Annotated in this window: 20 protein-coding genes; 11 read left to right on the top strand and 9 right to left on the bottom strand. The window is 55.6% G+C overall.

What is annotated here, in order from left to right:
- Positions 1 to 5 precede the first annotated feature (5 nt).
- The 7 genes from icmH to AAH450_RS03720 are packed head-to-tail and all read left to right on the top strand — an operon-like array spanning position 6 to position 8480.
- Complete coding sequence (gene icmH, locus AAH450_RS03750) at positions 6 to 1235, top strand: type IVB secretion system protein IcmH/DotU (RefSeq protein WP_342908974.1); 1230 nt, start codon at positions 6 to 8, stop codon at positions 1233 to 1235.
- Complete coding sequence (gene tssM / locus AAH450_RS03745) at positions 1235 to 3358, top strand: type VI secretion system membrane subunit TssM (protein WP_342908973.1); 2124 nt, start codon at positions 1235 to 1237, stop codon at positions 3356 to 3358. The genes icmH and tssM overlap by 1 nt, the downstream gene beginning before the upstream one ends.
- Positions 3359 to 3374: 16 nt before the next feature.
- Complete coding sequence (gene tagF, locus AAH450_RS03740; protein ID WP_342908972.1) at positions 3375 to 4067, top strand: type VI secretion system-associated protein TagF; 693 nt, start codon at positions 3375 to 3377, stop codon at positions 4065 to 4067.
- Between the two features lie 38 nt (positions 4068 to 4105).
- The gene (gene tagH, locus AAH450_RS03735; protein WP_342908971.1) at positions 4106 to 5275 is read left to right on the top strand and encodes a type VI secretion system-associated FHA domain protein TagH; all 1170 of its coding nucleotides are present in this window, start codon (positions 4106 to 4108) and stop codon (positions 5273 to 5275) included.
- A complete protein-coding gene (locus AAH450_RS03730) occupies positions 5272 to 6048 on the top strand; it encodes a PP2C family protein-serine/threonine phosphatase (protein WP_342908970.1) in 777 nt (258 codons plus the stop codon). The genes tagH and AAH450_RS03730 overlap by 4 nt, the downstream gene beginning before the upstream one ends.
- Positions 6049 to 6062: 14 nt before the next feature.
- The gene (locus AAH450_RS03725) at positions 6063 to 7013 is read left to right on the top strand and encodes a hypothetical protein (RefSeq protein ID WP_342908969.1); all 951 of its coding nucleotides are present in this window, start codon (positions 6063 to 6065) and stop codon (positions 7011 to 7013) included.
- 15 nt (positions 7014 to 7028) lie between these two features.
- Positions 7029 to 8480 (top strand): serine/threonine protein kinase, encoded by a 1452-nt coding sequence (locus tag AAH450_RS03720; RefSeq protein WP_342908968.1) that lies wholly within the window; start codon positions 7029 to 7031, stop codon positions 8478 to 8480.
- 7 nt (positions 8481 to 8487) lie between these two features.
- Here AAH450_RS03720 and AAH450_RS03715 read toward each other — a convergent pair whose 3' ends face one another.
- Together AAH450_RS03715 and chaB are read right to left on the bottom strand one after the other, a co-directional pair.
- Positions 8488 to 9165, bottom strand: coding sequence for a gamma-glutamylcyclotransferase (locus AAH450_RS03715; protein ID WP_342908967.1), 678 nt, complete (start codon positions 9163 to 9165; stop codon positions 8488 to 8490).
- A 396-nt stretch (positions 9166 to 9561) separates the two neighbouring features.
- Entirely contained in the window at positions 9562 to 9792 is a 231-nt protein-coding gene (chaB, locus tag AAH450_RS03710; RefSeq protein ID WP_342908966.1) for a putative cation transport regulator ChaB, read from the bottom strand.
- Positions 9793 to 10192: 400 nt separating this feature from the next.
- On the opposite strand from chaB, the gene chaA reads away from it, so the two are divergent.
- Positions 10193 to 11284: a sodium-potassium/proton antiporter ChaA gene (gene chaA, locus AAH450_RS03705; protein ID WP_342908965.1), complete on the top strand. Its 1092-nt coding sequence runs from the start codon at positions 10193 to 10195 to the stop codon at positions 11282 to 11284.
- 90 nt (positions 11285 to 11374) lie between these two features.
- Here the strand turns inward: chaA and AAH450_RS03700 are convergent, their stop codons facing one another.
- The 7 genes from AAH450_RS03700 to hemA all read right to left on the bottom strand — a co-directional run bounded on the left by AAH450_RS03700 (position 11375) and on the right by hemA (position 17189).
- A complete protein-coding gene (locus AAH450_RS03700) occupies positions 11375 to 11779 on the bottom strand; it encodes an META domain-containing protein (protein ID WP_342908964.1) in 405 nt (134 codons plus the stop codon).
- Between the two features lie 37 nt (positions 11780 to 11816).
- The gene (kdsA, locus tag AAH450_RS03695; RefSeq protein ID WP_342908963.1) at positions 11817 to 12671 is read right to left on the bottom strand and encodes a 3-deoxy-8-phosphooctulonate synthase; all 855 of its coding nucleotides are present in this window, start codon (positions 12669 to 12671) and stop codon (positions 11817 to 11819) included.
- 92 nt (positions 12672 to 12763) lie between these two features.
- Positions 12764 to 13573 carry an invasion regulator SirB1 gene (sirB1, locus tag AAH450_RS03690; protein ID WP_342908962.1) on the bottom strand — a complete coding sequence of 270 codons (810 nt, stop codon included), beginning with the start codon at positions 13571 to 13573 and terminating at the stop codon, positions 12764 to 12766.
- Positions 13570 to 13968: a SirB2 family protein gene (locus tag AAH450_RS03685; protein ID WP_342908961.1), complete on the bottom strand. Its 399-nt coding sequence runs from the start codon at positions 13966 to 13968 to the stop codon at positions 13570 to 13572. The genes sirB1 and AAH450_RS03685 overlap by 4 nt, the downstream gene beginning before the upstream one ends.
- 15 nt (positions 13969 to 13983) lie before the next feature.
- A complete protein-coding gene (gene prmC, locus AAH450_RS03680; RefSeq protein ID WP_342908960.1) occupies positions 13984 to 14814 on the bottom strand; it encodes a peptide chain release factor N(5)-glutamine methyltransferase in 831 nt (276 codons plus the stop codon).
- Positions 14814 to 15896 (bottom strand): peptide chain release factor 1, encoded by a 1083-nt coding sequence (gene prfA / locus AAH450_RS03675; protein WP_318791371.1) that lies wholly within the window; start codon positions 15894 to 15896, stop codon positions 14814 to 14816. Before prfA ends, prmC begins: the two co-directional genes overlap by 1 nt.
- A gap of 36 nt (positions 15897 to 15932) precedes the next feature.
- The gene (gene hemA / locus AAH450_RS03670) at positions 15933 to 17189 is read right to left on the bottom strand and encodes a glutamyl-tRNA reductase (protein WP_342909564.1); all 1257 of its coding nucleotides are present in this window, start codon (positions 17187 to 17189) and stop codon (positions 15933 to 15935) included.
- Positions 17190 to 17415: 226 nt separating this feature from the next.
- Between hemA and lolB the strand changes: the two genes are divergently transcribed.
- The 3 genes from lolB (at position 17416) to prs (ending at position 20011) form a co-directional block, all read left to right on the top strand.
- Positions 17416 to 18039, top strand: a complete 624-nt coding sequence (lolB, locus tag AAH450_RS03665) for a lipoprotein insertase outer membrane protein LolB (RefSeq protein WP_342908959.1) — start codon at positions 17416 to 17418, stop codon at positions 18037 to 18039.
- Complete coding sequence (ispE, locus tag AAH450_RS03660; RefSeq protein WP_342908958.1) at positions 18036 to 18929, top strand: 4-(cytidine 5'-diphospho)-2-C-methyl-D-erythritol kinase; 894 nt, start codon at positions 18036 to 18038, stop codon at positions 18927 to 18929. The genes lolB and ispE overlap by 4 nt, the downstream gene beginning before the upstream one ends.
- 134 nt (positions 18930 to 19063) lie before the next feature.
- Complete coding sequence (gene prs / locus AAH450_RS03655; RefSeq protein WP_124232585.1) at positions 19064 to 20011, top strand: ribose-phosphate diphosphokinase; 948 nt, start codon at positions 19064 to 19066, stop codon at positions 20009 to 20011.
- Positions 20012 to 20013: the final 2 nt, after the last annotated feature.

Below are 20013 nucleotides of genomic sequence, written 5' to 3'. Positions count from 1 at the left end.
GCCTGATGACCCCGGACAGTCCTGCTGACTCCACGCTCTCCGTCAGTCAAGAAAACCCGTTACTGGCCGCAGCGGCGCCTTTGCTGAACGCCATTGTACAGATCCGTCTGGCAGCAACGCATGACGATCCGGCCGGATTGCGGCAGCAGCTGGTGGACGAGATCCGCCTTTTTGAGACGCGCTGTAAGCAGGCGGGTTTACCGTTCGATATGATTATCGGTACCCGTTACTGTCTGTGCAGCGTGCTGGATGAGGCTGCCGCCCAAACGCCGTGGGGAACCCGTGGCGTCTGGTCGGGCAACGGTCTGCTGGTCACGTTTCATAATGAAAGCTGGGGCGGCGAAAAAGTGTTCCAGCTGCTTTCACGCGTGTCGCAAAACCCTGTTCAACACCTGCCGCTGCTTGAGGTGATTCATTACTGCCTGCTGCTGGGCTATGAAGGCCGCTATCGTGGCATTGAGCAGGGCCGGATCCAACGTGATGCCCTGCGCAGCCGTCTGGCCCAGCTGATCCAGGATACCCGTGGGCTGCAACCGGCCAGGCCTGAACCAGCGCCAGTCGTCCCCGCCAGTCAGAATAGTTTCTGGCGTCCGCCTGTTCCGCTCTGGGTCTGCATCACCCTCACCGCCTTTGTTGCTTCCCTGATCTGGTCCGGCCTCAACTGGCGGTTAGGTAACGCAGCTGAGCCGGTACTCAGATCAATCTGGCAAATGCCGCTGCCCAAAACTGAATCTGTCAGGCGCAGCGCGACCTCGCAGGCGATGCTCGATTTGCACCAGCGTCTGGACGACTTGATAGCGGCCAGAACGCTTGATGTGGCAGATGGCACCAACGGCAGCAAGATTATTATTGCCTCCGACAAGCTCTTCAACACTGCCGGAACCGATCTCTCGCCCGCCGGTCGGGCGATCATGACGCGGGTTGCCGCCGCCATGGATACCATTAAAGGGACTATTCAGGTCAGCGCCTATACCGATGACCAGCCGGTGCAATCTGGCCGTTTCTCCTCTAACTATGAATATTCGCTGGCGCAGGCGCACACGCTGATGGCGATTTTGCAGCAGTTAATGATCCTGCCGGGACATACGATCCGCGGTGAAGGCCGTGGCGACAGCAATGCGCTGCTGCCCAACGACAGCCAGGAAAACCGGGCGCAGAATCGTCGTGTAGAGATCATGCTTTTCCCTGCGCCTGCCACTCAGGCCAGCAGCAAACCTCCAGCGGGGACTCCCTGATGCCATCTCGCCTGTTCTCCCTCTTTTCCAGCCGCCTGTTGTGGGGCTTTTCCGGTATTACCGCGCTTTCCGCGCTGATCTGGATCCTGGGGCCACAGCTGGCCCTGAAGGGCACTCACTGGCTTGAACCCGCCCTCAACCGGCAGGTCGCCATCGGCCTCTGTTTTTTCCTGTGGATCATTTTCCAGCTGATCCCGCAGCTCTACCGCGCCTGGTTCAATAATAAACTGCTGACTAATCTGCAAACCGCCAATGTCGACGCTGCCGATCAGGCGATGACGGAAGAGCTGCTGAACACACGTTTCAGCGAGGCGGCAGCGATGCTGAAGAAGACGCATTTTACTAAGCGTTCTCAGCAAAAAAGAGAAAAACAGGGGTGGTTCCAGCGCTTCAACGGCCACTATCTCTATCAGCTGCCGTGGTACATGATTGTGGGTGCTCCGGGTGCGGGTAAGACCACGGCACTAGTGAATTCCGGTCTTGAATTCCCTCTGAGCGACACTCATGGCAAAACGGCCCTGCGCGGCGTGGGCGGCACCCGGCATTGCGACTGGTGGTTTACCGATGAAGCGGTGCTGCTGGATACGGCAGGCCGTTACACATTGCAGGAGAGCCAGCGCGCCCGCGATGCCAGCGAGTGGCAAACCTTTATCACCCTGCTTAAACGTTACCGCACCCGTCAGCCGGTCAATGGCGTTATTATGACGGTCAGCGTGGCCGATCTGCTGAGCGACTCTGCTGAAGCGCGCTTTAATCAGGCCACCTCTTTGCGCCAGCGCATGTCTGAGCTGCACCAGCAAACCGGGATCCATTTCCCGGTTTATGTCATGGTAACGAAAACCGACTTACTGAAGGGCTTTATGAGTTACTTCGGTTCGCTGGATAAAGCGCAGCGCGATCGTATCTGGGGATTCAGCTTCCCCTGGGAAAATAACCGACAGAGCGAATCCGCCATTAAAGCGCTGTTTGACAGCCAGTTTCACGAGCTGACGCTCCGGTTGCAGCAGGACCTGGCCAGCAATATGGCGAAAGAGAGTGATTTAACGCTACGGGCCGACTGCTTCCTCTTCCCGCAGGAGTTTGCCTCTCTGCGTCCCTTACTGGCGGAATATCTTGATATTGTCTTTACGCCTGAAGGGGGCGAGATGCCCTGGACGGTACGCGGCGTGTTCTTTACCAGCGGCACGCAGGAAGGTTTGCCGTTTGACCGCATCATGGGTGAACTGACACGTAAACTTCAGCTGCCGCTGGCTTCAGGCCACTCTATTGCCAGCTGGGACTCGGTTAATCGTCACTCGCCAATACCGGCTAACAAGGGGCAGAGCTATTTTATCCGCTCGTTGATGAGCGAGATGATATTTGCGGAAAGCGGCCTTGCCGGGAGTGACCGCTCATGGGAGCACCGTAACCGGCTGCTTCACTGGGCAGGCTACGCCTCACTGGGGATCGCCCTGCTGATTGCCACCCTGCTCTGGTCCACCAGCTATTATAAAAACAAACAATATCTGCATCAGGTAGAGAGCCGGGTCGCCGCCATTCACCAGCAGGCCCAGGTGCTGACAGACAATAACACCGGGGATATCCTGGATCTGCTACCCTTCTTGAACAGCCTGGTGGCGCTGCCGCAGAGCAGCCAGTTCTCTCTGGAAGCACCGCCGCTGAGTATGCGGGGCGGACTTTATCGCGGCGATCAGGTAAGCGATGCAGCCTGGGGTGTCTACCAAAACGCGCTGAAATCACTGTTGCTGCCGCGCGTGGCGCAAAATATCACCCTGGCCCTGAGAAAGGATACAGGGGAAGACAGCGAGTTCAGCCGCAATGCGTTACGCGCTTACCAGATGCTTTATCAGCCACGCAGCTATGACGGTGAATTTTTACGCGGCTGGGTGATGCAAAACTTGCAGCGCACTCTGCCTGCCAACGTCACTACCCGTCAGCTCCAGCAGCTGGACTGGCATCTGAGCCAGCTGCTGGACCGACAGATTCAAAGCTCTCCCTTTGTGCGGGACAATGTGCTGATGATGAGAAAATTAGCGGTTAATCTGGAAAATGCTGGCCGACAGCCCGATAACACCCCGGCTATTATTGCAGCGCCGGTGCGGTTTGCATCAAACGTTCACTGAGCAAAAGGTCGTGACAATGCCACAAAAAACAGTGCTCGGATGGTATGGAAAGCTGCCTGGTACCGGCGATTTTCTTCAACGACGCCTGCCGGAAAATATCGTAACCAGCTGGTCAAACTGGTTTCAACTGGGGCTGTCCCACTGGCATCATCACAGAGACGGCGCGCTCTTCAGCCGGGCGCCCGTCTGGAATTTTGTTCTGCCCGCAACGCTGGGCGTTCAACGGGTGCAGATTGGCTGTCTGCTTCCCTCCAGGGACAGGGTAGGACGCGCCTGGCCACTGATGGCGCTGCAAAGCGTTGCCGTCAGCCACTGGCATCCGGCACAGCTGGCGGTCTCCGGAGAGTGGTTTCAGCAATTAGGCAGGACGCTTCATCAGGCTGTCAGTAACGTCTTTACGCCGGAACAGCTTGCCGCTTCGCTGCTGGCGTTACCGCCGCTCACTGTGCCGGATACGGGCCGTTCAGATATTATGGATGTTATCGGATATCAGGATCTGCCTTGTACGCTCGCCTGGCATGAAGTGGCGACCCGGTTCAATCCCAGCCAGTACACCAGTTACTGGTGGACAAATCAGAGTGATGGCTACCCTCTGGCCAGTCACAAACACAGCGGTAACCTCACCGCTCAGCTATTTTCACAATTATTCGATCCGGATGCTGTCGCGCAACCGGGTCGACATGGACTCTATCCACCCATGTTTGAATAGAGTTATTTGGCCTCTGGCCCTGGCTTCAGGAAAAGCGCATGCGATTTACCATTGTTGAGAGCAGAACTGAGGCGCCCGTCACCAGCTGTGACTTTGTGGCGCCAGGCGGCACCATTGGCCGCAGCGTGGATAACGATCTGATCCTGCCTGATGAAGAGCGGGCTATTTCCCGGCTACAGGCTGTGGTTCATGTGGCCAGCGGAGGAGAGTGTCGGCTCACCAGCCAGGGTAGCGTGATTGCGGTAGTGCATAATCACACCCCGTTGCCGCGTGGCAGCCAGATCGTGCTGCAACATGGCGATCTGATTAGCATTGGCGACTACAAAATTCAGGTCAGCGATCCCACCCGTGTAAACGACAATTTGTTCAGCGATGTCGATCCGCTCGCCCTGTTCAGTGAAGATACCTCGTTCGCTGCCGACCCGCTGGGAATGCAGCATGAAAGCGCTGCTCTTCATTTTCACCCGGCAACAGAAATACAAACCCCCGAGCAGTTAGCGGCCCGCACGGCTCGCCAGAACGATGCCCGTCTGGGGATTGAGCCGTTGAGTCATGATACGCCCTACCCGGAAAGAGCAGACAAAGAGGGGCATTCAGACCGTTTACTGGCGGCACTGATGGAAGGAATGGGGCTTGAACAGGGGCCAGGAAAACCGCCGCTAACGGAAGATCAGCTGCGGGTTACCGGCAGAATGCTCAGCCTCTTTTCCCAGGGAACCGTTGCGCTGCTCTCCTCCCGCTCTATTCTGAAGCGGGGCGTTAAAGCAGAGATGACGATGATCCTGAACGAAGCTAACAATCCGTTCAAGATCCTGCCCTCGGGCAAAACGGTACTGATGCAAATCTACCAGAGCCAGATGCCCGGCTTTATGCCGCCAGAGCAGGCCGTGCGTGATGCGCTGGTGGATCTCCAGGCGCATCAGCTGGGGATGATTGCCGGCATCCGGGCGATTATTGCCGCCATGCTGCAATCATTTAATCCTCAACGTCTGGAAGATAACGCCCGACGCGATGGCGTGGTGCCCAAATTTGGCCTGCCCGGCAGCAAAAAAGCGGCGATGTGGGACGCTTTTTTGCGCCATTACCAGAATACCTCGGGCGAAATAGAAGATGATTTCCATACCCTGTTTGGCGATGCGTTCCTGCAAGCTTATGACATGGAAGTAAACCAATATAAAGACTCACAAAACCGACCGGACGATGAATGAATATTAACTTCGCTTCAACGTCAGAAATTGGCGCAAGAGAGAGTAATCAGGACGAAACGGGTGCACTGGCTGGCCAACACTCTGCCTGCTTTTTAGTCTGTGATGGCGTTGCCGGAACGCCCGGCGGCGAAACGGCAGCAAAGCTTGCCAGAGACGCATTGCTGGCTGAACTGGAGGAAGATCGCGCCATTAATCCTGCTGAAACCCAAAAGTGGGTAATGAATGCGGACCAGGTGATCCGCCAGGCGCAGAGGAATAATCTGAATTTTCAGCAGATGAGCACCACGCTGGCGGCGCTGTTTATTGACCGCGTAGAGCAGCGCTCATGGTGGGCCCACGCTGGCGACAGCCGCGTTTACCACTTTCGCAGAGGGTTCATTCATGCGGTAACCAGGGACCACAGTCTCGCCCAGCAGATGAAGGAAGCGGGTGTTGATAATTCCGGTATTAACAGTAATTTACTCTATAATGCGCTCGGCGCGGATGGCGCCCTGCCGGTCAGCTACAGTGAGGTGCTGCCGCTGGAAGATGGCGATGCTTTTCTGGTCTGCACGGATGGCTTCTGGTGCAGCCTGACGCCGCAGGAGATGGAGCAGGCTTTGCGCATGGTCAACTCCCCGGAAGAGTGGCTGGCGCTGATGCAAAAAGCGATTAATCGCAGTGAGAAAAAAGACAATCTGAGTGCTGTGGCCGTTTGGGTAGGATCGCCACAGGAAACCACCCTTTTACAATCTATGGCGGATTCCGCTCGTTTTTTACCGCCGCGCGATTAACACCAAGGAACGCTATGAAATACTGGTTGCCAGTGACTGCCACTCTGTTGATAGCAACTGCCGTACAGGCTGAAGATTACCGTGTCGTTTACTCCCCCAGCCTGGCGCTGGAGGTGTTTATTGATAACGTTGAGAGCAATGCTCCACAGGCCTGGTGCCAGGAAAATATTCATTTACGTATCGTTTCCGGAAAAACCAAAGAGTCCAGCATTCTGACCACCTTCCTGCCCCGCGTCGGCAACCTGTTGCAGAACCAGTGCGGCAAGCTGGTGGAGCTGCCCTGGCAGATGACCAACGACAGCGGCTCGGTGCTGGCTACCGGCACCGCAGCGAAAGAGCAAAGCTGGCGGCCGATTGTGATTGCTGATGCAACAGCCGCTGCCACCGCCAGTAACGCGGCTCCGCTGGATCTTTCCCAACCTGCTAACAGCGCGCCGCTACAGCACTTTGACCTGCCTGCGGGCTGCCATTTCCGCACCTGGTGGGATGAAAAGGGTCAGTCGCTGTTTATTCCCGATGGAAAAACGCTGCGCTGCTCAACGGAAGGCTGGCTGGAGGGCAGCAGTGAACTGACACTCTCCAGCAACGGCAAGTCAGTACCGGTGCCGGTGCAGTTCTATGAAGGCTATCCGCTGAAAAACGTTCATCCTGCGGCGGGCGTGCTCGATATCGTTGCTGCCAATAATCAGCGGCTGGTGGCGGCAAAAGAAGATGCGCCTGACAGCTGGCTGCTGCTGCCCTTTAATTCAACCCTGCATGTCTGGTCATTTGACGGCGTGCTGCTGGTGAAAATGGATAAAGCACAGGCTGCCGATCCGGAAGCCCTGAAAACCCGGATAGAGGCATTGCGCAAATCCTGGGCTGCGGTAGTCAATCCGCAAACAAAAATTACCGTGCTGCTGGTAGATGACCTGCATGCCGATCTGGCCGATCCGGCTATTGGCGCCTGGCGCACCGTTAACTAACTGCGGATGGATACTATGTCGGCAAGCGATAACACGAAAAAAGTGCCCAATGCCCTTCCGGCTGGACACCGTTTCAATGAGTTTGAGATCAAGGAAGTGATTGGCGGCGGCGGCTTCGGTATCGTTTATCGGGCCTGGGATCATCTGCTTGAGCGTACTATTGCGATCAAAGAATATCTGCCCATCTCTCTGGCCTCCCGTGAGGATGATCTCACCATCGTGCTGCGTGGAGAACGCTATCAGAAGCTGTTTAACGCCGGCCTGAACAGCTTTATTCAGGAAGCCCGCCTGCTGGCCCGCTTCAATCATCCCGGCTTGCTGCACGTATTGCGCTTCTGGGAAGAGAACGGCACCGCCTATATGGGGACGCTCTACTACAGCGGCATGACGCTGAAAGAGTGGCAGCAGGTCAGCCCGGAGAGCATCACCGATGAGTGGATCCGTCAGCTGCTGCCACCGCTGTTTGGCGCCATAGATACCATCCACCGTGGCGGCTACCTGCACCGCGATATCTCGCTCGATAATATTCAGATTCAGGAGAGCCAGCTTCCTGTCCTGCTCGACTTTGGCTCAGCGCGAAAAGAGATAGGCAACCTCTCCGATGAAACGGAGATCATGCTGAAGCCCGGTTACGCCCCTATTGAGCAGTACAGCGAGCAGAGCGATAACGAACAAGGTCCCTGGACTGATATCTATGCGCTGGGCGCCGTGCTGCATACGCTGGTCACCGGCAATCCTCCGCCGGTCAGCGTGGTGCGTTGCATTGAGGATCGTTACCAGCCTCTTACACAGTTACGTCCGGAAGGCTTTTCACTGCCGCTGCTGAATGCCATTGACCGCTCGCTGGCGATGAAGCCTCAGGATCGCCCGCAGTCCATTGAGGAACTGGCTGCACTGATTGAGTTACCGGTGAGTACGGTAGAAGAGCTGGTGACCACGGTGACCCGTATCTCTGAACCTTTACCGGAGCCGAAGCCGGTGGCGGAAGCAGAAGCGCCGCAGGAGCAGCAGGTGGTGGTGGCAGTGAATCCCGCAGCGGGAGCGGCGGAGATGGTCAGCCCGCAGGTTGCGCGTAAGCTGTCAAAACCGCTGATATTGCTCAGCGCTCTTGCCGTGATAGCGGTAGTGGCACTGGTTATAGTGCTTAACCGCAGCGGCAAGAATGAGGTTGAACAGCCTGCCGGAGCCGTGGGCGGCGGATCAGCGGCCCCTGTCGCCAGTGAAGCGCCTGCCACGCCGCCTGCCAACGCACCAATGATGGCCACGGTTTACCTCAAGCTCACCGCTGGCGAAACCGTGTTGCTGAACGGTACGCCGATAGAAGTTAAACCGAACAACAGCGGTTACGCCTCACTGAACCTGGCGGCAGGAAGTTATAAAATTGAAGTACAGTCAGGAACGGCCGTACGCACTCAGCAACTGGAGATCAACAAAGGGGGCACCTGGCTTATCAATCCCGGCTTATAGCGGTGGGTTACCCCACCAGATGATTATGACACTGCTGGAGTTCGCGAACGCGCTGCACCAGGTCGGTAAGGCAATCATCATATAACCCACGCGTCTTCAGCTCCTGTTCAAGCGAGAAAAGATACTGTGCGTTAGTGCCCAGCGGCCCACTCGCCTGGGCTATCAAAGGCGCAATCGTTTTTGGACAGGAGTCAGGTTCGTACAGGGGGTGGCGGGGGTCCATAACAAACGCCATCGCCGTGACTCTGCGGCCGTCAGCAAGCTTCAGTTCGCACCAGGTAGGCAGGTAGCAGCCCGTCACCATCTCCCGCTTCCACAGCAGTTCCAGCTCCTCGTGCAGCTTCTCTTCCGGCAGGCGAAAGGCCAGGCCGGTAGTCTCTCCGCCCTCTTTCAGGGCCAGCATACGCCCCGGTTGATTCGCTGTGCCCCGCCCGGCAGTCAGCCGCAGGCAAAAGGCCCGATGCCAGCCTGACAGCGTGCCTTCGGCCACTTCGTCAGATTCAAAGATTGGGTTCCACATCAGCGATCCGTAACCAAAAATCCACACCGGACTGTGATCGGGGCGACACGCCAGCGTCGCCGCCAGGGAAGCGGCCCGTTGCTCACAGGTCCATAACAACGAGTCCTCAATAGCACCAAAAGCCGTCTTGCAATCCGCTTTTAATAAGAATTCTCTTGTTAACACAGCCCCTCCTCCTGCCACTGCTTATTCCCTGCCCACGGCCACTTAACATCCCTGAAATTGAATAATTAAAAAACTCATCGTTTTCATGCTAACAATGACCCTAAGTCATTCGTCCCGCGCAATCAAGGTTGATGCGCGTCACAAAAGAAAAAATTTCACTTAATTCATCATCGGCATTTTAGGGGAAAACTTCAGATGCTAAAGCCAGGATTAACGAATAAAAAACCGTTCACTTTCCGGGGATAGCTTCGCTCCGGGACGACAAAAGGCCAGAATGGCTGGCGGGTCAGGCTGAGTGCTGGGTAGCGGGAGTGCATCAGGAGGATATAACACTGGCTGAAAGGGAGAACGAAGCGGGAACCTCAGTTAACGGGCGACCGCAGCCGCCCTGTGTGCTTAATGCTTTTTATGCCATTTGTCGTCATCGCCTTTTTCATAGCTATGCTTCACCGCCGACCAGGCCACTTTATGGGCTACTTCTTCGCGGGATTCATCACCCTGGCGATCTTTCTTCTCTTTATACTCATCCCAGGCGTTGTTGAACGCCTCTTTATAGATATCCTGGGCGTGGGCTGGCAGCACGTTTTTTACGCTGTCTGGCAGCGCAGTACGGGATTGATAAGGCATCTGCTTTCTCCTTTCTGAAGACACCCGTTAAGCCTGGCCTGGAAGAGCAAATTTTTCCAACTCAGGCTTCAGGGACTCTTCATAACAAAGAGGTTGATAATTATTTTTTAGCTTGAGTAACGGCAGCATTAAGCCGTATAAATCATTATTTATTTTGAATTAATTTCAATTAATTTACTTATAAAACATAATGATGAAATCAATAATAGTCACTTATGGCAATCTTAAGTGATTATAGAGCTAAAGCTGTAAATTATCGTAAATATTACAGGCAGAAAGCCGCTGTGCCGTTACACTCTTTACTGTTTTTAATATAACCACGTGGGTTCACTGCTACTCTTTATGCCTGGAGGCATCACCTGATTTCGGGCAGACGACAGATAAAAAGGAAATTCGGCCTATGAGTGCACATGAAGGCGTGAAAACACGCCACAAAGAAACTTCTCTTCTCCTCCCTCTCGCCGCGCTGGTTATTTTGTGGTTCTGGGGCACCTCGGGTACCCTTTCTGTCGTTATCACCATCAACCTGCTGGCCCTGTTTGCCATACTCAGCAGCGCCTTCAGCGTGGTGCGCCATGCGGATGTGCTCGCTCACCGTCTGGGTGAACCCTATGGCTCGCTGATCCTCAGCCTGTCGGTGGTTATCCTTGAAGTCAGCCTGATCTCGGCATTAATGGCCACGGGCGATGCGGCCCCAGCGCTGATGCGCGATACGCTCTATTCGATCATTATGATTGTCACCTGTGGGCTGGTAGGCGCTGCGCTGCTGCTGGGGGGGCGCAAATTTGCCACCCAGTATGTCAATCTGGCGGGCGTTAAGCAGTACCTGATAGCTATTTTCCCCCTGGGGATCCTGGTGCTGGTGTTCCCCAACGCCCTGCCCGGCGGCAATTTCTCCGTGGGCCAGGCTCTGCTGATCTCCGCTATTTCAGCCGCCATGTATGGCGTTTTCCTGCTTATCCAGACCAAAACGCACCAGAGCCTCTTTGTGTATGAGCATGAAGATGAAGGTGACGATCCGCATCACGGCAAGCCCTCTGCCCATTCTAACGTCTGGCACTCCCTCTGGCTGATTGTTCATCTTATTGCGGTGATTGCGGTGACCAAAATGAACGCCACGCCGCTGGAGTCGCTGCTGACAGAACTTAACGCGCCGGAGCAGTTCACCGGCTTCCTGGTGGCGCTGCTGATCCTTTCCCCTGAAGGACTGGGCGCAATCAAAGCGGTGCTGGCGAATCAGGTGCAGCGCGCCATGAATCTCTTCTTTGGTTCTGTGCTGGCGACCATCTCGCTCACCGTCCCGGCGGTGACCATTATTGCAACTCTGACCGGCCAGCAGCTGATATTTGGCCTGGAGCCGCCGCAGATGGTCATGATGATTGCAGCGCTGCTGCTTTGTCAGATCTCCTTCTCTACCGGCAGAACCAACGTGCTGAACGGGGCGGCGCATCTGGCGCTGTTTGTGGGCTATCTGATGACCATTATGCTGTAACTTTTCCCGGCCAGCAGGCCGCTGAACGTGAAGCATAAAAAAACGGGGCGAACTGTGTTCGCCCCGTTTTCACAGAGAACCAGAGAAAAACTACTGAGCGACGTAAACCAGCGTGTGGCCCGCCCCTTCAAGCGTCAGAGTATTCTCTTCCAGCTTCAGTTTCGCCCCTGTCGTCAGCATCTTGCTCAGGGTCATTTCCCACTGATTAAGCTTTTGATCGCTGCACATCATACGCGTGGAGGCCATCTGCGGCACGCTGAGCACGCCGTTTTCCAGCTTCCCCTGGCCAAAGAAACGGTTGCACATCACGCCAGTGACGCGCATTTCCCGGCTAAAGTTGATGCCGGGCTTCATGCCCTGCGGTGCCGTGATGGCCTGGCCATCCACGGAACTGAGCTGGAAGCTGCGGGCAAGTTCCTTTTCATTTGGCTGAGAAACGGTAGTACAGCCGGCCAGCAGCATCGCGCCCATCAGAATCAGGGTCCTGTTTTTCATCATCCACTCCATGTCGCAAAAATTCCCTGTAAGGATATCAGTTGCTGGTATCGAGTTCCGGGAAGTTCTTCACCAGATCGTCAATTGCTTTGATCTGTACCAGGAATGGCTCAAGCTTATCCAGCGGCAGCGCGGAGGGGCCATCGCATTTTGCATTTGCCGGGTCCGGATGCGCTTCGATAAACAGCCCCGCCAGGCCCACAGCCATACCGGCGCGAGCCAGCTCGGTCACCTGGCCACGACGTCCGCTGGAAGCAGAGCCGAACGGATCACGGCACTGAAGCGCATGGGTCACGTCGAAGATTACCGGGCTGCCGTTGGAAACCTGCTTCATGACATTAAAGCCCAGCATATCGACCACCAGGTTGTCGTAACCGAAGTTTGCGCCACGATCGCACAGGATCACTTTTTCGTTACCGCCTTCGGCAAACTTCTCAACGATGTTACCCATCTGGCCGGGGCTGACAAACTGTGGCTTCTTGACGTTGATCACCGCACCGGTTTTCGCCATCGCTTCCACCAGGTCAGTCTGACGGGCAAGAAATGCCGGAAGCTGGATAACATCAACCACGTCGGCCACGGTCTGTGCCTGGCTGGCTTCGTGCACGTCAGTGATAATTTTCACGCCGAAGGCCGCTTTAATGTCCTGGAACATACGCATTCCCTCTTCCAGGCCTGGGCCACGGTAAGAGCGAATCGAGGAGCGGTTGGCTTTATCAAAAGAGGCTTTAAACACGTAAGGGATACCCAGCTTCTGCGTAACGGTGACGTAATGCTCACAGATACGCATAGCCAGGTCGCGTGATTCCAGCACGTTCATGCCGCCAAACAGCACGAAAGGCAGATCGTTTGCGACGTTGATATCGCCAATGCTAACCACTTTTTGTTTCATGTCTTCGCCTTATTCATTAAGGGGATTTAGAGAGCAGTCTCTTTCCGCAGGGGGCCTTTCGCCTGCCCTGCCGGATGCTACAGCGTATTAAATTAATGCAGCGTAAACTGTTTTTGCTCAATGGAATGGATCTGCAATTTAATCATCTCGCTGACCGGATCTTCCGGACACTGTTCAACGAAATAGGTCAGATCGCTGAGCGCCACATGTTCACAATCCAGCTGGGCGAAAATCAGCCCCCGGTCGCGGATCTCATAGGGATCTTCCGGGTCCATCTGCACCAGCACCTGGCTGACCTGTAGCGCCAGCTCCATCTGCTTCTCTTCCATCAGCGCTGATTTCAGCGTATCCAGCATTTTGTTCAGCACCAGCTGAGGTTCCGCTTCCTGCAAATCGTCATCATACAGCTCCGCTACCGGCCCGATATTACCCTTGAGCCACACTTCCAGCGTGTGTTCATCAAGCGTGTCGCCATTAAACGGATTGATAAGCCACATCTCTTCGTCAATCCAGTCAGCGCGCAGGATCAGCTGTGTCGGAAAGATAACGGGCATCAGCGGAAGGGAAAGTTGTTCGGCAATATGCAGGAACAGGATACCCAGTGAAACAGCGGTGCCCTGACGGGTTCTGAGCACGTTATCCAGCCACAGCGTGTCTGAAAGGCGATAAACGCCGCTTGCGCCGCCAAAGCCCCACTTCTTCCAGAACAGCTCGATCAATTTTTCAAGCTGCGTTTCCTGCGGCAACTGCTGTGGAATCACTGAGCGGGCCTCTTCTACCAGCACCGCTAACTGCTTTTTCACGTCTTCAGCAGAAAAATCGGGGCGGATAGCCTGCGTAGCGGCTATCACTGCCTCGCACAGCGGTAAAGCTGTGAGATCAACATTTGCTATCGACGTCATATACTCCCCAACAATGGCATTTTCGATGTGGCCAGTTGACAGATTAGCACCAGGGCGACCACCGCCACGATAAATGCTATCCAGCGCACTTTTTGTGCGCGTGGCCTGCGCCCGAGCGCAATCGCCCCGAGCACGATATAGATAATAACGCCAAAAAGCTTCTCAGTCAGCCACGCACCTTGCGGGCTGAAAGGATAAAAGTGGGTTATTGTAACCAGCAGGATACCGGAAACCAGCAGCAGTGTGTCATTGAGATGCGGCAAAATTCGCACCCACCGCTGGTGCAACATCGCCGACCCGGTCTGTAGCCAGTAAAATCGGGTCAGGAACAGCACCACCGTGACTGCAACAGTGATGAGATGAAGGGTTTTAATGGAACTGTACCACTCAGCCATGCTCTTTTTCCTTGTTTACGGTTTCTGCGCCAGCGTCACGCGATCGTTGCCGCCATAATCCTGACAGGTTTCAATCGCGGTAAACTTGTTTTCGCGCAGGATAGTCCGCACCTGTTCCGCCTGTTGCCAGCCATGTTCAAACAGCAGCCAGCCGCCGGGAAGCAGGTGTGCTCCGGCATTTTCCGTAATCCATTTGATATCCGCCAGACCGTTATCACTCGCCACCAGCGCGCTCTCGGGTTCAAACCGCACATCGCCCTGCCGGAGATGCTCGTCGGCCTGGTCGATATAGGGGGGATTACTGGCAATCAGCGAGAATTGTTCGCCTGACAGGGCGCTGAACCAGTTACTGAGGCGAAACTGCACATTGTCGATCGCCAGCCGCCGCGCGTTGCTTTCTGCCAGCGTTATCGCGGCGGCAATGCGGTCCACACCCGTCACCCGGCACTCTGGCCGCTCGCTGGCAAGCGCTAACGCAATGGCTCCGGTGCCGGTGCCCAGATCGAGGATCTCCACAGCGTGCTGCGGAAGATGGGCCAGCGCCTGCTCTACCAACAGTTCGGTATCGGGACGGGGGATCAGCGTATCAGGGGAAACGCTGAGGGATAATGACCAGAACTCTCGTTCACCGGTCAGATAAGCTATCGGCTCGCCCCTGGCCCGGCGAGCCAGCAGCTCAGCCAGGCGGCCAAGCTGCTCAGACTCCAGCTCGTGGTCATCAAAAGCGATGATCCAGCTGCGGGAGCGGCCCGTGACATAACTCAGCAGGATTTCGGCATCCCGTTTCGGGCTTTCGCTTTCGGGCAGTTGGGCAATGGCCGCCCGCAGCCACTGGCGGACAATCATTATTCCTGACCAGAGAGCGCGGCCAGCTGATCCGCCTGATATTCCTGAACAATTGGCTCAATCAGCATATCCAGCTTGCCCTGCATCGCTTCGTCCAGCCGGTAAAGCGTCAGGTTAATGCGGTGATCGGTAATACGGCCCTGCGGGTAGTTATAGGTGCGGTTGCGGTCAGAGCGGTCGCCCGTTCCCAGCAGGTTACGCCTTGTGGAAGCCTCTTCCTGATGCTGCCTGGCCGTTTCCGCAGCACGGATACGCGCACCAAGCACGGCTAAGGCCTTCGCTTTGTTTTTATGCTGTGAGCGCTCGTCCTGGCACTCCACCACAATTCCGGTTGGCAAGTGGGTAATACGGATTGCCGAGTCGGTGGTGTTGACGTGCTGACCACCCGCTCCCGATGAGCGGAAGGTATCAATTTTCAGGTCGCCAGCGTTAATTTCCGGCATCTCTGCTTCAGGCAGCTCTGGCATCACGGCGACGGTGCAGGCGGAGGTGTGGATCCTGCCCTGAGATTCGGTTTCCGGTACGCGCTGCACGCGATGGCCGCCTGACTCAAACTTCAGACGACCGTAGGCACCTTCACCGATTACTTTGGCAATCACTTCTTTATAGCCGCCATGTTCGCCTTCGTTAGCGCTCATGATCTCCACTTTCCAGCGGCGCATTTCTGCGTAACGGCTGTACATGCGGAACAGATCACCCGCAAAAATGGCCGCTTCATCTCCGCCGGTGCCGGCACGCACTTCCAGATAGCAGTTACGTTCATCATCCGGATCTTTCGGCAGCAGCAGAACCTGCAACTCCTGCTCCAGAGCTTCACTGGCGGCACGAGCCTCTTTCAGCTCTTCCTGCGCCATGTCGCGCATTTCCGGGTCGTCCAGCATCTCTTCTGCCGCGGCGATATCTTCCTGAGTCTGCTGCCATTTACCAAAGCACTGGCTGACATCGGTCAGCTGCGCATATTCACGGGAGAGCGCACGGAAACGATCCTGATCGGCAATGACGCCAGCATCACCCAGCATCGCCTCAACTTCTTCATGGCGTTCCTGCAAGGCTTCCAGTTTGGCGACAATAGAAGGCTTCATTGGTTTTGTTTTACCTTGTAATCATTTGGCGAAACGCTAATCCAGCCCAAGGCTGTCGCGTAAAATCTGCAGGCGTTCATCATCCCCGTCACGGGCAGCCTGCTGAAGAGATTTGGTCGGGGCGTGGATCAATCTGTTGGTCAGTTTATGGGCGAGGTCGCGCATCACTTCCAGCGGATCGGCGCCCTGTTGCAGAGCCAGAGCGGCACGCGCTTCCAGTTCCGCACGAATTTGCTCCGCCTGAGAGCGGTAGTCGCGAATGGTCTCGACCGCGCTTTGCGCACGGAGCCAGGACATAAATTCGCTGCTTTCCTGCAAAACAATGCTTTCAGCCTCAACGGCGGCGGCTTTACGCTGCGCCATGTTGCTTTCAATAATGGCCTGCAAGTCGTCCACGCTATAGAGATAGGCGTTGGCAAGCTTGCCCACTTCCGGCTCTACGTCACGGGGAACGGCGATATCCACCAGCAGCATCGGCTGGTTACGGCGCTTTTTCAGCGCGCGTTCCATCATCCCCTTGCCGATAATCGGCAGCGGGCTGGCGGTAGAACTGATGATGATATCGGCTTCAGCCAGGCGGGCGTCGATATCCGCCAGGCTAATCACTTCCGCACCCACCTCATCGGCCAGCGTCTGGGCACGTTCACGGGTACGGTTAGCGATAATCAATTTTTTGACGCTGTGCTCGCGCAGGTGGCGCGCAGCCAGTTCGATAGTATCCCCGGCCCCAACCAGCAGTACGGTGACATCGGCCAGAGATTCAAAGATTTGTCGTGCCAGCGTACAGGCCGCGAAGGCCACAGAGACGGCGCTGGCGCCGATCTCGGTTTCCGTGCGCACGCGCTTGGCAACCGAGAAGGATTTCTGGAACATCCGCTCCAGTTCGCTGGCGATGGGCTGCCCACGGTGTGAATCCGCAAAGGCTTTTTTTACCTGTCCCAGGATTTGCGGTTCCCCTAACACCAGCGAGTCCAACCCGCTTGCCACGCGCATCAGGTGGCTTACCGCTTCATCATCGTGGTGCCAGTAGAGGCTTTTACGCACCTCTTCGGCACTGAGGTGATGGTAATCACACAGCCACTTCACCAGCTCTTCTTGCAGGTTCTCCTGCTGTTCCACGCTAAGATAAAGCTCGGTTCGGTTACACGTAGACAACACGACGCCGCCCTGGACCAGAGGCTGGGCCAGCAGGCTGCTCAGGGCCTGATCCAGGGTGTCTGGCGAGAACGTCACGCGTTCACGCAGTGCCACTGGTGCTGTTTTGTGATTAATTCCGAGTGCAAGCAGGGTCATGGTGATTAGGTCGGGGTTATCCCACTGTTGATAGGGTTTTGTTAGGCGCATTCTACAAGATGCGCGAGATCAAGAAAAGCCATCGTTCACCGATCGCTGTAACAAGATATAGCTATTATGCATCAAATAAGACAAATTGAGCATTGACGCCGCCGTTCTGGCTGGTTAGCTTGAACGGTTACTTTGGGCATGAAAGCCCTTTCGGAGTCTGAGGAGTTGACCCCTAATGTTTATGCAGAATCGCCGCCTGATGCGGCTTCTCCCGCTTGCCGGCCTGCTGCTGACCGCCTGTACCCTCAATAAACCCCAGGGCCCAGGGCAGAGCCTGACCTCCCCCCAATGGCAGCAACACAAGCAGGCTGTTGAAAAAATCACTCAGTATCAAACCCGCGGCGCTTTTGCCTATCTTTCTGATAGCCAGAAAGTCTATGCACGTTTTAACTGGCAGCAGACCGCGCCAGATCGCTATCGGTTGATCCTGACTAATCCACTGGGCAGCACCGAACTGCAACTGGACGCACAGGGCAGCGTAGTGCAGTTAGTGGACAATAAAGGTAAGCGCTATACCAGCAACGATGCCGAGAAGATGATTTCGCAGCTCACCGGTATGGATATCCCGCTTAACAGCCTGCGCCAGTGGATGGTCGGCCTGCCGGGCGACTCTACCGATTACGCGCTGGATGATCAGTACCGCCTGCGTTCCGTCAACTACAGCCGTGACGGACAGCAGTGGCAGGTGACTTATCAGGGTTACGACAGTAAACAGAATCCTACGCTGCCTTCAAATCTGGAACTGAAACAGGGCAACCAGCGTATCAAACTGAAAATGGACAGCTGGGTCGTTAAATGAGTGAAGGTAAGACCCTGACCGTCAGCCGCCGCCAGGCCTGGCCTGCGCCGGCAAAACTCAATTTATTTCTCTATATCACCGGCCGTCGTTCTGACGGCTACCACAACTTGCAGACGCTGTTTCAGTTTGTTGATTATGGCGACACGCTGAATATTGAAACCAACGCCAGCGGTAAAATCAGCCTGCTGACGCCGGTTGAGGGTGTGCCTGAAGAAGAAAATTTAATTGTCCGCGCGGCAAAACTCCTGCACCAGCATGCCCAGGCTCGCGGCACGTTGCCGCGTAATGCTGGTGCAGCCCTGGCTATCGAGAAGCGCTTACCCATGGGCGGCGGCCTGGGCGGCGGCTCGTCAGACGCTGCCACCGTGCTGGTTGCGCTTAATCACCAGTGGCAAACGGGCTTCTCCCTGCGTGAGCTGGCCGCATGGGGACTGGCGCTGGGTGCGGATGTACCGGTATTTGTCGAGGGCTTTGCCGCCCTGGCGCAGGGGGTGGGTGAAAAATTGACTCCGGTGTCGCCGGAAGAAAAATGGTATCTTGTTGTTCATCCCGGCGTTAACATTTCCACGCCGGCGGTGTTTAACGATCCTGAGCTGATTCGGCACACTCCAGCTCGTGAAATCAGTGAGTTATTAAGCACTGAATTTCGCAATGATTGTGAGCCAGTAGTAAGAAAACGTTTTCGCGAGGTTGAACAGCTTGTTTCCTGGCTGCTAGAATACGCGCCGTCGCGCCTGACCGGGACCGGCGCTTGTGTGTTTGCTGAATTCGACACTGAGTCTGCTGCCCGTAAGGTGTTTGAGCTGGCTCCGAAAGAGTGGCAGAGCTTTGTTGCGCGAGGCGTTAACGTTTCGCCGCTGCACCGCCGCCTTGCAGAGCTATTAGAGTGACCGTGACAGCATCGCCCCGTTCCTGATGTTGCACGTAGATGACTATACCCGTATGAAACAGTCGTTACGGTATTCCGCCCAGTGCCGCTAACGATGATGTTCATTCTCTGGACGCAAAGCCTGAGGTTCTTCTCGTGCCTGATATGAAGCTTTTTGCTGGTAACGCCACACCCGAACTAGCACAACGTATTGCCAACCGCCTTTACACCAGCCTGGGCGATGCCGCCGTCGGTCGTTTTAGTGATGGCGAAGTAAGCGTACAAATTAACGAAAATGTACGCGGTGGTGATATTTTCATCATCCAGTCCACCTGTGCCCCTACCAATGACAACCTGATGGAACTGGTTGTAATGGTAGATGCCCTACGCCGTGCATCCGCTGGCCGTATTACTGCCGTCATCCCCTATTTTGGCTACGCCCGTCAGGATCGTCGCGTACGTTCCGCTCGTGTACCTATTACGGCCAAAGTGGTTGCTGACTTCCTTTCCAGCGTAGGTGTCGATCGCGTACTGACTGTGGATCTGCATGCTGAACAGATTCAGGGCTTCTTTGACGTCCCGGTTGATAACGTATTTGGTAGCCCAATCCTGCTGGAAGATATGTTGCAGATTGGTTTAGAGAACCCGATTGTGGTCTCTCCGGACATCGGCGGCGTGGTGCGCGCCCGCGCTATCGCTAAGCTGTTGAACGACACCGATATGGCGATTATCGATAAACGCCGCCCACGTGCTAACGTCTCTCAGGTGATGCATATCATCGGTGATGTTGCTGGCCGTGACTGCGTGCTGGTCGATGATATGATTGATACTGGTGGTACCCTGTGCAAAGCCGCTGAGGCGCTGAAGGAGCGTGGTGCTAAGCGTGTATTCGCTTACGCTACTCACCCGATTTTCTCTGGCAATGCCGTAGAGAACCTGCGCCATTCCGTGATCGACGAAGTGGTGGTTTGCGACACCATTCCGCTGCCGGAAGAGATCAAAGCCCTGCCAAACGTCCGTACGCTGACGCTGTCAGGCATGCTGGCTGAAGCGATTCGTCGCATCAGCAATGAAGAGTCTATCTCTGCAATGTTCGAGCATTGATA

The organism is Erwinia magellanica (assembly GCF_039023495.1).
Classification (GTDB): Bacteria; Pseudomonadota; Gammaproteobacteria; order Enterobacterales; family Enterobacteriaceae; genus Erwinia.
Note: the sequence above shows the minus strand (reverse complement) of the source record. Positions and strands in the feature narration are given on the sequence as shown.

Coding starts and splice junctions, on each gene's coding strand:
- tssM (WP_342908973.1), top strand. CDS start 1,235: ATGCCATCTCGCCTGTTCTCCCTCTTTTCCAGCCGCCTGTTGTGGGGC.
- AAH450_RS03730 (WP_342908970.1), top strand. CDS start 5,272: ATGAATATTAACTTCGCTTCAACGTCAGAAATTGGCGCAAGAGAGAGT.
- hemA (WP_342909564.1), bottom strand. CDS start 17,189: ATGACCCTGCTTGCACTCGGAATTAATCACAAAACAGCACCAGTGGCA.
- tagH (WP_342908971.1), top strand. CDS start 4,106: ATGCGATTTACCATTGTTGAGAGCAGAACTGAGGCGCCCGTCACCAGC.
- tagF (WP_342908972.1), top strand. CDS start 3,375: ATGCCACAAAAAACAGTGCTCGGATGGTATGGAAAGCTGCCTGGTACC.
- AAH450_RS03725 (WP_342908969.1), top strand. CDS start 6,063: ATGAAATACTGGTTGCCAGTGACTGCCACTCTGTTGATAGCAACTGCC.
- ispE (WP_342908958.1), top strand. CDS start 18,036: ATGAGTGAAGGTAAGACCCTGACCGTCAGCCGCCGCCAGGCCTGGCCT.
- chaA (WP_342908965.1), top strand. CDS start 10,193: ATGAGTGCACATGAAGGCGTGAAAACACGCCACAAAGAAACTTCTCTT.
- icmH (WP_342908974.1), top strand. CDS start 6: ATGACCCCGGACAGTCCTGCTGACTCCACGCTCTCCGTCAGTCAAGAA.
- AAH450_RS03720 (WP_342908968.1), top strand. CDS start 7,029: ATGTCGGCAAGCGATAACACGAAAAAAGTGCCCAATGCCCTTCCGGCT.
- sirB1 (WP_342908962.1), bottom strand. CDS start 13,573: ATGACGTCGATAGCAAATGTTGATCTCACAGCTTTACCGCTGTGCGAG.
- AAH450_RS03700 (WP_342908964.1), bottom strand. CDS start 11,779: ATGAAAAACAGGACCCTGATTCTGATGGGCGCGATGCTGCTGGCCGGC.
- prfA (WP_318791371.1), bottom strand. CDS start 15,896: ATGAAGCCTTCTATTGTCGCCAAACTGGAAGCCTTGCAGGAACGCCAT.
- AAH450_RS03685 (WP_342908961.1), bottom strand. CDS start 13,968: ATGGCTGAGTGGTACAGTTCCATTAAAACCCTTCATCTCATCACTGTT.
- lolB (WP_342908959.1), top strand. CDS start 17,416: ATGTTTATGCAGAATCGCCGCCTGATGCGGCTTCTCCCGCTTGCCGGC.
- kdsA (WP_342908963.1), bottom strand. CDS start 12,671: ATGAAACAAAAAGTGGTTAGCATTGGCGATATCAACGTCGCAAACGAT.
- chaB (WP_342908966.1), bottom strand. CDS start 9,792: ATGCCTTATCAATCCCGTACTGCGCTGCCAGACAGCGTAAAAAACGTG.
- prmC (WP_342908960.1), bottom strand. CDS start 14,814: ATGATTGTCCGCCAGTGGCTGCGGGCGGCCATTGCCCAACTGCCCGAA.